At 51.4% G+C, this 12,714-nt stretch carries 10 protein-coding genes; 4 read left to right on the top strand and 6 right to left on the bottom strand.

Annotation, left to right across the window (positions count from 1 at the left end):
* Window position 1: 1 nt before the first annotated feature.
* From CHB92_RS12405 to CHB92_RS12425, 5 genes are all read right to left on the bottom strand, one after another.
* Entirely contained in the window at window positions 2-505 is a 504-nt protein-coding gene (locus CHB92_RS12405; RefSeq protein ID WP_089319528.1) for a barstar family protein, read from the bottom strand.
* A gap of 3 nt (window positions 506-508) precedes the next feature.
* Entirely contained in the window at window positions 509-1,411 is a 903-nt protein-coding gene (locus CHB92_RS12410; RefSeq protein WP_089319529.1) for a rhomboid family protein, read from the bottom strand.
* Between the two features lie 7 nt (window positions 1,412-1,418).
* Window positions 1,419-2,201, bottom strand: a complete 783-nt coding sequence (locus CHB92_RS12415; RefSeq protein ID WP_089319530.1) for a rhomboid family intramembrane serine protease — start codon at window positions 2,199-2,201, stop codon at window positions 1,419-1,421.
* Between the two features lie 121 nt (window positions 2,202-2,322).
* Window positions 2,323-4,185: a DNA mismatch repair endonuclease MutL gene (gene mutL, locus CHB92_RS12420; protein WP_089319531.1), complete on the bottom strand. Its 1,863-nt coding sequence runs from the start codon at window positions 4,183-4,185 to the stop codon at window positions 2,323-2,325.
* Between the two features lie 248 nt (window positions 4,186-4,433).
* Entirely contained in the window at window positions 4,434-4,670 is a 237-nt protein-coding gene (locus CHB92_RS12425) for a hypothetical protein (protein WP_089319532.1), read from the bottom strand.
* Between CHB92_RS12425 and CHB92_RS12430 the strand changes: the two genes are divergently transcribed.
* From CHB92_RS12430 to CHB92_RS12445, 4 genes are all read left to right on the top strand, one after another.
* Window positions 4,669-7,560, top strand: coding sequence for a glycoside hydrolase family 3 N-terminal domain-containing protein (locus CHB92_RS12430; RefSeq protein ID WP_245842531.1), 2,892 nt, complete (start codon window positions 4,669-4,671; stop codon window positions 7,558-7,560). The two genes, CHB92_RS12425 and CHB92_RS12430, sit on opposite strands and share 2 nt — an antisense overlap.
* A 72-nt stretch (window positions 7,561-7,632) precedes the next feature.
* On the top strand, window positions 7,633-8,769 hold the full coding sequence (gene bshA, locus CHB92_RS12435; RefSeq protein ID WP_089319534.1) for an N-acetyl-alpha-D-glucosaminyl L-malate synthase BshA: 1,137 nt from the start codon (window positions 7,633-7,635) through the stop codon (window positions 8,767-8,769).
* 153 nt (window positions 8,770-8,922) lie between these two features.
* The gene (gene serA, locus CHB92_RS12440) at window positions 8,923-10,815 is read left to right on the top strand and encodes a phosphoglycerate dehydrogenase (protein WP_089319535.1); all 1,893 of its coding nucleotides are present in this window, start codon (window positions 8,923-8,925) and stop codon (window positions 10,813-10,815) included.
* Window positions 10,816-10,864: 49 nt separating this feature from the next.
* Window positions 10,865-11,953 carry an aminotransferase class V-fold PLP-dependent enzyme gene (locus CHB92_RS12445; RefSeq protein WP_089319536.1) on the top strand — a complete coding sequence of 363 codons (1,089 nt, stop codon included), beginning with the start codon at window positions 10,865-10,867 and terminating at the stop codon, window positions 11,951-11,953.
* A 207-nt stretch (window positions 11,954-12,160) separates the two neighbouring features.
* On the opposite strand, the gene CHB92_RS12450 is transcribed toward CHB92_RS12445, so the two are convergent.
* On the bottom strand, window positions 12,161-12,694 hold the full coding sequence (locus CHB92_RS12450; protein ID WP_089319537.1) for a DUF7935 family protein: 534 nt from the start codon (window positions 12,692-12,694) through the stop codon (window positions 12,161-12,163).
* Window positions 12,695-12,714: the final 20 nt, after the last annotated feature.

Genomic DNA, 12,714 nt, shown 5'->3' on the forward strand with positions numbered 1-12,714 from the left:
TTTACTGTTCTGTTTTATTGTTTGACCACTCCTGCGGGTTCCAGGCAATCGGCATGCCGCCTACCGGCTTATAATTTACCTTGGGGTCATCCACCTGTACAAGCGTCAGAACTCTTTCTCCTAGGAGTAAATGAAAACGGGCGTTTTCGGCCAGTACATCCAGTACCGCCTGCCCCGTTTCCTTTTCTACTTTATCAAAGTGATGCAGCACGACTGCCAGGCCTGCGCCAAATACATTATAGTCAGCCAGACCATCCCGCAGTGCATCTAAATTGTTTCCATAGCTTTCATCGAATCGGAACCGTTGCTTCAGGTCCGTGTGCATGGCCTGCTCGTCCGCCCAAGTGGCACAGTCGAACTCCAGCACCCGGTACCGCCGCTGCCTGAGCCAGGAAACATCCACAACCAGGAAATCGGGCTTGGAGTAAAGACGGCCCCAACCGTTGCGCAGTATCGCCCAATCCAGCCGCTGCCACTCTTCCGGTTCGTTTCTAAAAGCTGCCACGTACTACTCTTTCTGGCTTGCCTTAAACAGCTTTTGCTTTTCTTCTTTAGAGAGGCTTTCGTACCCCGAACTGGAGATCTTATCCAAAATCAGGTCTATTTCATCCTGGCTGGGTTTGCCCCTGTAAGACGGAGAGCCCCCGTTAGCAGAAGCAGCGGAATTGGTGCGGCGGTGGGTTACCCGTAGCTTTGGCCTGCGCCTGGACAAACCGGAAAAGAAACCCAGGAAGGCGTGTAAAGGTCGGCCCATGTCGCTGCCCCGCTGCAGTTGCTTTATGAATACCCAGCCCAACAGCGCCCCGCCAATGTGGGCGATATTACCACCGGCATTATCCCCTATAGCACCCGAGATGGACAGCAGCACCAGGAAAGCTGCGATGTATTTTATCTTAACAGGCCCGATCAGGATCAGGTTAAACGAGTAGTTAGGCAACAGCGTAGCGGCACCCACCACAATGGCCAGCACACTTGCCGAGGCACCGATCATGAAAGAAAAGGCGGCTCTATCGGCAAAGAAAGGGATAAGGTTATAGCTGAGCATGTATAGAAAACCACCAGCGATACCGCCTAATATGTACAGGCTCAGCAACTTCTTCTCCCCCAGGTACTCCCGCACTATCTGCCCAAACCAGTAGAGGTTCAGCATGTTAAAGATGATGTGCAGAAAGCCCTCATGGGTAAAGAAGTAAGTGATCAGGGTCCAGGGCCGGGTGATAAAGATCAACGGATCCGAGTTAAGCGCCAGGTAGCGCATAATCAGGCTGTAGATGCCTGAAGCACTCGTAAGGTACAGGATCGTGCGGGTTACAATCAGCACCACAAACACGATCACATTAATCAGGATGAGCTGTTTCAGCGTGTTGTTCTGCTGCCGAAAAGCGTACTTTATATCTTCAATAATGCTCATTGTTCTTTTAGAAATTGTCCCGGTAGTCGTTGCGTTGCCACATTCTTACGAGTATATACGCGAACAGCATTCCTCCGAGGTGCGCAAAGTGTGCCACATTATCGCCGGGTAAGCGCTTAAATCCTGCATAGAGCTCATAGGCGCCGTACAGCAACACAAAGTATTTGGCCTTGATCGGAATCGGCAGGAACAGCAACATCAGCTCCAGGTTCGGGAACAGCAGGCCAAAGGCCATCAGGATAGCAAAAATAGCACCAGAAGCTCCCAACAGCGGACTGTTGTACACAGCGGTATATACTCTTCCTACTAATTCCTTACTGGCTTCCTCGTACTCCGGGTTGTCCGGATTTCGCAAATAAGCGATGGCGAGCTCCTGCCCTGCCCCGTCACCCACGTGCTCGTCCATAAAGTTATTGAACGCCACCGGGCTTGGACTTTCGACATAGATGGCAACGTCTTCCTCCAACTCATTCAGTTCATAGGCCCGCACGCCTGAGTACAGCAAGCTTGCCCCCAAACCAGTTATCAGGTAAAAGGCCAGGAAACGCTGCGGCCCCCAGAAACGCTCCAGCAGTGGACCGAAGATAAACAAGCTGAACATGTTACTGAACAGATGGCCCCACCCGCCATGCATGAACATGTGCGTGAACAACTGTACGGGACGGAAATAGTCTGAGCCAAAGTAGTGCAGGGCAAAAGTATCTGCGTCGACAATGCCGGCTAGCTGTAACAGGAATACGACCACATTGATGATCAGGAGGTTTCTGACCATGGGGGTGATATTGAACATGCTTTGTTGTTTTTTTAAAGGTTCAGCCCCAGGCCTCTCTTCCCCAACTTATCCGGCAGCTTCCCTACCTGATAGCCCTGTACGCTATACCTTCAGCTTATGTCTTGTTTTTTTAGTAAAATCAGCCTTTCAGAAAAAGCTCATGCAACTGGCTAAGCTCCATGATCACTAGTGTTTTTTGTCCGCCCGGCGTGTAGTTGGGCACCTGGCAGGCAAAAAGCTTATCTACGAGCGAGTTCATTTCCAGGTCCGACATGCGCGCCAGCGACCGTGAGGCCAATCGCTTGGCCATCGCGCGGGCCAAGTTCTCTCTTTTATCAAGCTTTAAGGTAGTCGAATTGTTTTTATACTGTTCTATCAGTTCCTCCAGCAACTCCTTTTCGTTCGCAGCGTGCACATCGGCCGGAATGGCATTCAGGATAATGGTATTGCCCCCAAAGTCCTCAAACAGGAAGCCCATGTCCTTAAACTCGGCGGCCAGCTCGTGTACCAGTACAGCATCCGTTGGTGACAACTGCAGGGTTTGTGGGAAAAGCAAGGCCTGTGACGCCCCTGCCTTTTTCTGCAGCGAGGCCACGTACTTCTCGTACAGGATCCGCTCCTGTGCTGCCTGCTGGTCGATGATCATCACGCCCGACTTTACCTGCACCAGCAGGTACTTCTGATGTATCTGGATGGCTTTATTAGAAGAGGCAGCCGGAATATCTGAAGCTGCGAAGGCATCATCCAACAAGCCCATGCCAGAGGAGGCAGAGGTTGTTGTACCGTTCTCTGGCTTCGGCTGCTCCCGCAGGGGCTCGTATAGCTGCTCCCAGCCTTTGGAGGTAGCCCTGCGGGAGGAGACTGGCGGCGTAAAACCCGGAAAGGAATTGCTCCCACCACTGCTACGCGGTTTGCTGTCCGGGTCGAACTCGTTGTTGTAGTTACCCTGTACGCGTATCGGCTGTAATGGTGCGAAGTTCACGTCCTGCTCAAAGTCCAGCGACGGGGCAATGTTATAAGCCCCCAGGGCCTTCTTCACGGCAGCATGCACAATGGCGTACACCGTTTTCTCATCCTCGAACTTGATCTCCGTCTTCGTCGGGTGTACGTTAATGTCTATCTTCTCCGGTTCCAACTCTATGAACAGCACGTAGAACGGATGATTCTCTTTAGGCAAGAGCCCTTCAAAGGCCGTCATCACGGCATGGTTCAGGTAGCCGCTTTTGACAAAGCGGTTGTTCACAAAGAAAAACTGCTCTCCGCGGGTTTTCTTCGCAAACTCGGGCTTGCCCACATAGCCGCGCACCACCAAAAAGGTTGTATCCTCCTCACAATAGGCCATCTGCTCTTTGTAATTGCTCCCGAAGATGCTCACAATGCGCTGGCTCAGCTTGCCGGCCGGTAGGTTAAACACCTCCATATCGTTGTGGTGCAGCGAGAAAGACACCTCCGGGTAAGCCAGCGCCACCCGCTGAAACTCCTCCAGGATATGGCGCATCTCCACGGCATTCGACTTCAGGAAATTACGACGGGCAGGAACGTTATAGAAAAGGTTCTTGACAGCAACCGAAGTACCCTCCGGTGTAACCACAGGCTCCTGCAGTACGATGGCAGAGCCTTCTACCACGAGCTTTGTGCCTGTGTCTACCCCTTTGGGCTTTGTTTTAAGCTCCACCTGCGCCACGGCACCGATAGAGGCCATCGCTTCGCCTCTAAAGCCCATCGTGCGGATGCGAAAAAGGTCGTCGGTGGTGCTGATTTTAGAAGTGGCATGGCGCTCAAAGCACATGCGGGCGTCTGTCTCCGACATGCCGACACCGTTATCCACCACCTGTAGCAACTGCTTGCCTGCCTCCTTCACAATCAACTGGACGTTGGTGGCCTTTGCATCGATGGCATTTTCCAGCAACTCCTTCACCACAGAGGCGGGCCGTTGCACTACTTCGCCAGCAGCGATCTGGTTGGCCAGGAAATCAGGCAGTAAACGTATGATGTCGGGCATCCCTCTCTTAACTCCTTATTAATATATACTGTTTTTCTATCAGAATCAGCCGTTTCTGGCGATTTCGGCCAAATTTTTGCTCTTACTAAATTGTAAAAACAGAACTTATTCAGATTAAATTTTATTACTAATTTACAGACCGATTTTTAAAATAAGCTGGAAAATTAGCTAACGAAGCTGCTATTATTTCACGTAGATAAATATAGCAACTGTTGCGTGTTCGGTGCGGGGCTGGTGGCGGTAGTCACTTAGGCTACTCTTGATGCCACATTCGCTTTAGGCAGTATGAGGTTCTCCACCTTTTCTCCAATCAGCTGAGGGCAGCACGGCATCGCCTCTGAAAATGGTATGTTTTTCCGAACCGCCTTTTGCAAAATTAGGCTTAATTTTGACTTGTTCCAATTAATAAAAGAGTAGTACAGGATGTTGAAGAGTTTTAGTTTAGGGTTGTTGATTCTTATTATTCTTGGGATGGGTCCACTCATGTCTTTGAAGTCGTCGGAGGAGGTCGTGGTTAACCCCAGGGAGAAACAATGGGTCGACAGCGTAATGCTGACGCTCACTCCTGAACAGCGAATAGGCCAACTGTTTATGGTGGCTGCTTATTCCAACAAGAACGAAAAGCACTACCGCGAAATAGACGAACTGGTTAGCCGATACGGCATCGGAGGCGTTATGTTCATGCAGGGTGGCCCCATGCGCCAGGCAAAGCTTACAAACCGTTACCAGAGCCAGGCCAAAGTGCCCTTGCTTGTGGCCATGGATGCCGAGTGGGGGCTGGACATGCGCCTGGACAGCAGCATGCACTTCGCCCGCCAGATGACTTTGGGCGCCATGGACGAAGACCGCTACATTTACCTGATGGGTCGCGAGATAGCCCTGAAGATGAAGCGCCTGGGCGTTAACGTGAGTTTTTCCCCGGTACTGGATGTGAACGTAAACGCCGCTAACCCTGTCATCGGCAGCCGCTCTTTCGGTGAGTCGAAAGAGGAAGTGACGCGCCGGGGCATATCGTACATCAAGGGTCTACAGGACCACGGCATCATCGCCGTGGCCAAGCATTTCCCCGGCCATGGCGATACAGACTCAGACTCTCATTTGTCGCTACCGGTTGTACCACATAACCTGAAGCGCCTGACGGAAATCGAATTATACCCTTTCAAAAAATCATTTGAGGCCGGCGTGATGGGCGTGATGGTGGCCCACCTCTTTGTCCCCTCCATTGACTCTACCCGCAACGTAGCCACGACCCTGTCCAAACCTCTGGTAACTGGCCTGCTGCAGGAAAAGATGAAGTACAAAGGGCTGATCTTTACAGATGCCCTGAACATGAAAGGCGTGAGCAACTATCATAAACCGGGCGAAGTAGACCTGAAAGCCTTACTGGCCGGCAACGACGTGTTGCTCTTCCCGGAGGATGTCCCCACCGCTATCATAAAAATAAAAGAGGCTATTGCTGCCGGAACCCTTACCCAGGAGGAGGTGGACCGCCACGTAGCAAAGATATTACATGCCAAATACTGGGCAGGGCTTAACAACTACAAGCCTATTTCACTGGAAAACCTGCAGGAAGAGGTAGACAGGCCGGTAAGCGCCGTGTTACAGGAGCAACTTTACGAGCATGCCGTTACGGTCGTGCAGAACAAGGACGACCTACTGCCCTTCCGCTACCTCGATACCCTGAGCATTGCCTCCGTAGCCATCGGGGTTACAGAGCATAACAGTTTCCAGCGCACACTCAGCAGTTACGCGCCAATAAACCAGTTCTCGATCTCTGATCGCTTTGCCCCGGACTCTTCCTTTACCCGCATCATCCCCCAATTAAAGGACAACGATGTGGTGGTGGTAAGCATCCATAACATGAACTTAACACCAGCTAAAGACTTTGGTATTGGGATAGGCACCCGGGCTTTCATCAAGTACCTGCAGGAGCGCACTGATAAGAAAGTAGTGGTGGTGGTGATGGGCAACGCCTATAGCCTGAAGTTCTTTGGAGAAAGTCAATGGCTGGTATGCGGCTACGAGGACAATGTGGTGTCCCAGTCGTTGGTACCGCAGGTGCTTTTTGGTGCCCGTGCTGCAAAAGGCAAGCTGCCCATCACGGCCTCGGCTAAGTACAAGGCCGGCACCGGCGTTGCCACAGCAAGCCTTAACCGCCTGAAGCGGGGCGTACCGGAAAGCGTGGGCATGGACTCCGACGTGCTAAAGCAGATCGATAACATCGCGTTAGAGGCCATTGCTTATGCAGCTACCCCTGGTTGCCAGGTGCTTGTGGTGAAAGACGGTACTGTTGTGTTTGATAAGGCCTATGGCTACTATACCTATGACAAGGCAAAGCCTGTCACCAGAAACACTGTCTACGACATTGCCTCCATCACCAAAGTAGCCTCAACCCTGCAGGCCATCATGTTCTTAAAAGACCAGGGCAAGCTGGACCTTGACGCGCAGGTATCTACCTACCTGCCGGAGCTAAAAGGCACGAACAAGGAAGGCCTGGTACTGCGCGATGTATTGACGCACCAGGCGGGTTTGTTAGCCGGCATACCGGCCTGGCAGAATACAGTAAAGAGTTCCAAAACAAGGCAGACCTTTTACGCCAGCACACAGACGGATTTGTACCCCAATGAGGTAGTTCCGGGCATGTACTCGCTGAAAACAGTAAGCGACTCACTTTGGGCCTGGACAATAAAGTCCAGAATGCTGCCGCGCAGCAAGACCGGGAAAGGATACGACTATAAGTACAGCGATCTCGACTTCTACGTGCTGAAGCACGTGGCCGAAAAGTTACTCAACCAGCCATTGGATGAGTTTATGGAGCAGAACTTTTACTCCCCGCTTGGCCTGAGCACCATGACGTATAAGCCTTTGCAAAAATACCCGGATGATTTGATTGCCCCGACAGAGGATGACAACTATTTCCGCCACCACATGCTGCGCGGCACAGTACACGACCAGGGTGCTGCCATATTAGGCGGGGTGGCAGGACACGCAGGTCTGTTCTCTAATGCCAATGACCTGGCCACACTGCTACAGATGAACCTGCAAAATGGCAACTATGGCGGCTACCGCTATTTTAACTCAGACGTAGTAACCGAGTTTTCGAAAAGGCAGTCGAACAACAGCCGCCGGGGTCTTGGCTGGGATAAGCCCGAGCCAGATGGAAACGGCCCTACCTCTGACCTGGCTCCGCAGAGTACTTTCGGCCACACCGGTTTTACCGGAACGGGCGCCTGGGTGGACCCAGAGAACAAATTGATCTACATCTTCCTGTCTAACAGGGTCTTCCCGGATGCAGGCAACAACAAACTGGTGAAGTATAACATCCGTACCAGGATACACGATGTGGTTTATAAAGCGATGATACCGAAAACATAAAAGATAATTGGTAGTTTAGCAAGTGCAGCGACTTTTGTTGGCTGCACTTGTTGTTTTTATACTTTAGCAACTATGAGAATTGGTATAGTTTGTTACCCAACCTTTGGTGGTAGCGGTGTGGTGGCGACAGAACTAGGGAAAGCCCTGGCCCTGAAAGGCCATCAGGTACACTTCATCACCTACAGCCAGCCGGCCCGCCTCGACGTTTTTAACGAAAACCTTTTTTATCACGAAGTTTACATCCCCTCTTACCCGCTCTTTCAGTACCCACCCTACGAGTTGGCGCTGGCCAGTAAGATGGTTGACATCGTTCGCTTTGAGAAGCTGGACGTACTGCACGTACACTATGCCATCCCGCACGCTTCGGCGGCTTTCATGGCGAAGCAGATCCTCCGGACAAAAGGCATTAATATCCCTGTGATCACGACCCTGCACGGCACGGACATCACCCTCGTTGGCAAGGACGCTTCCTTTGAGCCAGTTGTCACGTTTAGCATTAACCAATCTGATGAAGTTACAGCTGTTTCGGACAGCCTGCGGGAAGAGACCTACGACTACTTCCAGATTGAGAAGGATATCCAGGTGATCCCGAACTTTGTGAGCCTCGACAAGTTTAAGCGCCAGAAGAAAGAGCACTTCCGCATGGCCATTAGCCCGAACAATGAGAAGCTGCTGGTCCATACCTCTAACTTCAGAGCGGTGAAGCGGGTGGAGGATGTGATTCAGATCTTTGCCAAAGTGCGGCAGCGCATCCCGAGCAAGCTGCTGCTGGTGGGCGATGGGCCGGACCGTCCTAAAATGGAGAAGCTGTGCCGTGAACTCCACATCTGCAACGATGTGCGCTTTTTGGGCAAGTTGGATGCCGTAGAAGAGGTGCTGTCTATTGCGGACCTGTTCCTGATGCCCTCTGAGAAAGAAAGCTTTGGCCTGGCCGCACTAGAAGCCATGTCCTGCGAAGTACCGGTGATATCGACCAATGCCGGTGGTATTCCAGAGCTGAACATAGACGGGGTGACAGGCTTTGTAAGCCCGATTGGTGCTATCGACGAGATGGTAGAGAAGGCGTTGTTTGTATTGGACGATGCAAACTTACCGCGCTTTAAGGCGAATGCCCTGGAGCGCGCCAAGGACTTCGATATTGAAAAAATCGTACCATTGTACGAAAAAACTTACCAGAAAGCCATAAATGAGCAGCTAGCGCTGCTATAATAAAAATACAGCTTTTACAAAAAGAACCGGCAACCTGTAGTAGGTTGCCGGTTCTTTTTGTATTTTTCGGCTTGCAACTTCCTGTGTTGTACAAGATTCAGACAAAAGCCCTGAAGTGGCAAGCAAGAGCCCTTTTCATACTTTAGAACAGTAATGAGCAAAGACAAATACTTCATCATCGATTTTGATAGTACCTTCACGAAAGTTGAAGCCCTGGATGAGCTAGGGGAGATCTCCCTGAACGGTGCCCCGGATAAAGAACAAATCCTGCAAGAGGTAAAGCGCCTGACGGATAGTGCCATGGCGGGCCAGAGCTCTTTCTCCGAAGGACTGGCCAAAAGGTTAGCCCTGTTAAAAGCGCATCAAAACCACCTTCCGCAACTCATCAGCCGGCTTAAAGAAAACGTCTCACAGTCTGTGCGCCGCAACAAGGAGTTCCTGACGCAGTTCTCGGACCAGATCTTTATCGTGTCCAGTGGCTTTAAAGAGTTTATCACCCCTATCGTAACAGAGTACGGCATTAAGGAGGCGAACATTTACGCGAACACCTTCCGTTACGATGAGCAGGGCAACATCACGGGCTTTGACACAGAGAATGTGCTGAGCCTGGACAAAGGCAAAATCAAGCTACTGGAATCTTTGGCCTTAGCAGGAGATGTGTATGTGCTGGGAGATGGCTACACCGACTACGAGATTAAAGAAGCAGGCCTTGCCAACAAGTTCTACGCCTTTACTGAAAATGTGGTGCGCGACAATGTTGTGGCGAAAGCCGAACACATTGCGCCCAGCTTAGATGAGTTCCTGTACCAGAATAAACTTCCTATGGCAATTTCTTACCCGAAGAACCGTATCAGCGTGTTGCTGCTTGAGAACATCCACCCGAAAGCCGTGGAAATGTTCCGCCGTGAGGGTTACCAGGTAGAAACCATAAGCGGGGCATTAAGCGAGGAGGAACTCTGTGAGAAAATCAAAAACGTGTCCATTCTCGGTATCCGGAGCAAAACGCACGTAACCCGCAAAGTGCTGGAGCACGCAAATCGCCTGATGAACGTGGGCGCCTTCTGCATTGGCACAAACCAAATAGACCTGGATGCCTGCCTGGAAGCCGGTATACCTGTCTTTAACGCCCCTTACAGCAATACCCGTAGCGTTGTAGAGATGGCCATTGGGGAAATCATCATGCTGAGCCGCGGTATTCCGGACAAGAGCAGCAAGATGCACCAGAGCGAGTGGGACAAGTCCGCCGCCGGTAGCTTTGAGGTGCGGGACAAGAAATTAGGCATCGTGGGCTATGGCAATATTGGTGCACAGCTGTCTGTGCTAGCCGAGGCCATGGGCATGGAAGTGTATTACTATGACATCGTAGAAAAGCTACAGTTGGGTAATGCCCGCAAGTGCGAGACCTTGCACGAGCTCCTTAGTAAAGTAGACATCGTGACGCTGCACGTTGACGGACGCCCGGAGAACAAGAACATGTTTGGGGCGAAGGAGTTCGCCGCCATGAAAGACGGAGCCCTGTTCCTGAACCTGAGCCGTGGCCATGTGGTAGAGATAGAAGCCCTGGTAGAAAGCATTAAATCAGGCAAGATACGCGGTGCTGGCGTGGATGTGTTCCCGGAAGAGCCCGCCACCAACAGCGAGCCTTTCGAGAGTGAGTTGCGCAACCTGCCGAACGTCATCCTGACCCCGCACATCGGTGGTAGTACCCTGGAGGCACAGGAGAACATTGCCAACTTCGTTCCGAGCCGTATCATGGACTATATCAACTCGGGCAATACCTACCAGAGCGTAAACTTCCCGAACATACAGTTGCCGGAGCTTAAGAACGCACACCGCCTGATTCATATTCATGCGAACGTGCCGGGCGTGCTGGCCAGCATCAATCAGGTGCTTGCCAACAACCACGTGAACATCCTGGGCCAGTACCTGAAGACAAACGAGCGGGTTGGTTATGTGATCACAGACATTGACAAGGAGTATGACAAGCAGGTGGTGAATGATATGAAGCAAGTGCCGCACACCATCAAGTTCCGCATCCTTTATTAATCCCTACCCCCTCTTTGTACTTTGGTACCCGGAAATATGCATCCGTTACATGAACAACAAGATATACTTTACCCCCGGTCCCTCTGAACTGTACCCAACGGTACCACAGCACATGCAAACCGCCCTACAGCAGAAGATCGGGAGCATCTCGCACCGCAGTAAGCAGTTCCAGGAGATCTATGCCCATGCCGTATCCGGTTTGCGCCAGCTGTTGCAGTTACCAGATAACTACGAGGTGTTGTTTTTAGCTTCTGCTACCGAAGTGTGGGAACGGGCTATACAGAACAATGTGGAGCACGAGAGCTTCCATTTGGTGAACGGTTCTTTTTCAGAGCGTTTTTACGAAACGGCACAGGAGTTGGGCCGGGCAGCACAAAAGTACGAGGCACCATTCGGGCAGGGCTTTGATGTAAACGACATTGAGGTACCGGAAACGGCTGAACTGGTAGCCCTTATCCAGAACGAAACGAGTTCGGGTGCTAGCCTGCCCGTTTCCGAGATCAACAAGTTTAGGGAGAAAGCCTCTCCGGACGCTTTAATTTACGTGGATGCTGTTTCCTCCCTGCCCTACCCTGCCTTTGACTTTGGTAAGGTAGACTCGGTGTATGTGTCAGTGCAGAAGTGCTTTGGCCTGCCAGCCGGTTTAGGCGTATGGTTGCTGAACGAGCGTTGCGTTGCCAAAGCAGAGGCTTTACTCGGGAAAGGACTCTCCATCGGTTCTTACCATAGCCTTCCCTCCCTCCTGAGCAAAGCAAAAGTAAACCAGACGGTGGAAACCCCTAACGTGCTGGACATTTACCTTCTTGGGCAAGTGGTAGAAGACATGAACCGGAAAGGGGCAGAAACGATCCGACAGGAGGCAGACGAAAAGGCAGCTGCCATTTATGCTTTCCTGGAGCGCAGCAAGACCTTTTCACCTGCTGTAGAGAGTCCGGAGCATCGCTCCCGAACCACCATTGTGGCCAACACCACCGTACCTGCCTCAGAGATAAACAAATGGCTAGCCGAATTTAATATGGCCGTAGGCAGTGGCTACGGCAAGCACAAGGAAGGGCAAATCCGTATCGCTAATTTCCCGGCCCATAGCCCGGAGCAGGTAAACAAATTAGTTCAGAAGCTGGAAGAGCTATTCGGTTAAGATAAGTAGCAAGAAAAAAAGGAGGGGGTCGACACACCGAGTAGCGGCCCCTCCTTTTTTCCCTTCCGGCTCTAACCAGCGTATAATACGCACAGTTTATTGTAAGATGGAAATAAGCGTTGCATTCTTAGAGTTGGCGGTAGAGCTAACAGCTATGGCGCTTCACAAAAAGCAGGCTAGCCGAACAGGCAAGAAAAGCTAATCGATTTAAAAAGTCTGCCCTATCTCCTGCTTCACGTAGCTCAGGGCCCGCTCGGTTGGGTCTTGCTCCGTGTTGAGTACTGTCTCCAGTATACGCTTGGCCAGTTCTGTGCCACGGGCTCCTTCGGGCAGTTCCTGATATGTTTTGTTGATCAGGTTCACCACGTCCTCGCGGGCATGCTTTACCTGCTGCCAGGCCTGTTCGGTCATGTACACCTGCTGCGACAAATTGTGATTAAATTCGTTCCTGATTTCTGCCAAAAGCACCCGGTGATACTCCGCAGCCGTGTGGCCTGCACCGCTCACCCGCACCAGCAAATTGCTTGGGGTAATACGCTCGAGTAACAGCACCACCCGTTCGTAAGCCTGTAAACGGATAGGCACCACAACTTCACTATTCTTCTGTCGTAACTCCAATAACCTGATCTTATAGTCTCGCTCATAGTGTTTCTTTACCAGGTAGTACATGGCAAAGGCCACGATTAGGGCTGGCACGGTAATTTTGAGGAGGTCTATGATAAAGAGGAGAGATTCTTCCATATTAGTCTGGTTTGAAAGTA

It is taken from the genome of Pontibacter ummariensis (assembly GCF_900188175.1).
Classification (GTDB): Bacteria; Bacteroidota; Bacteroidia; order Cytophagales; family Hymenobacteraceae; genus Pontibacter; species Pontibacter ummariensis.

Bases quoted from the DNA above. Each gene is read 5' to 3' on its own strand.
- CHB92_RS12430 (WP_245842531.1), top strand. From the start codon at position 4,669: ATGTCTTTGAAGTCGTCGGAGGAGGTCGTGGTTAACCCCAGGGAGAAA.
- serA (WP_089319535.1), top strand. From the start codon at position 8,923: ATGAGCAAAGACAAATACTTCATCATCGATTTTGATAGTACCTTCACG.
- CHB92_RS12450 (WP_089319537.1), bottom strand. From the start codon at position 12,694: ATGGAAGAATCTCTCCTCTTTATCATAGACCTCCTCAAAATTACCGTG.
- mutL (WP_089319531.1), bottom strand. From the start codon at position 4,185: ATGCCCGACATCATACGTTTACTGCCTGATTTCCTGGCCAACCAGATC.
- CHB92_RS12445 (WP_089319536.1), top strand. From the start codon at position 10,865: ATGAACAACAAGATATACTTTACCCCCGGTCCCTCTGAACTGTACCCA.
- CHB92_RS12415 (WP_089319530.1), bottom strand. From the start codon at position 2,201: ATGTTCAATATCACCCCCATGGTCAGAAACCTCCTGATCATCAATGTG.
- CHB92_RS12410 (WP_089319529.1), bottom strand. From the start codon at position 1,411: ATGAGCATTATTGAAGATATAAAGTACGCTTTTCGGCAGCAGAACAAC.
- CHB92_RS12425 (WP_089319532.1), bottom strand. From the start codon at position 4,670: ATGAGTGGACCCATCCCAAGAATAATAAGAATCAACAACCCTAAACTA.
- bshA (WP_089319534.1), top strand. From the start codon at position 7,633: ATGAGAATTGGTATAGTTTGTTACCCAACCTTTGGTGGTAGCGGTGTG.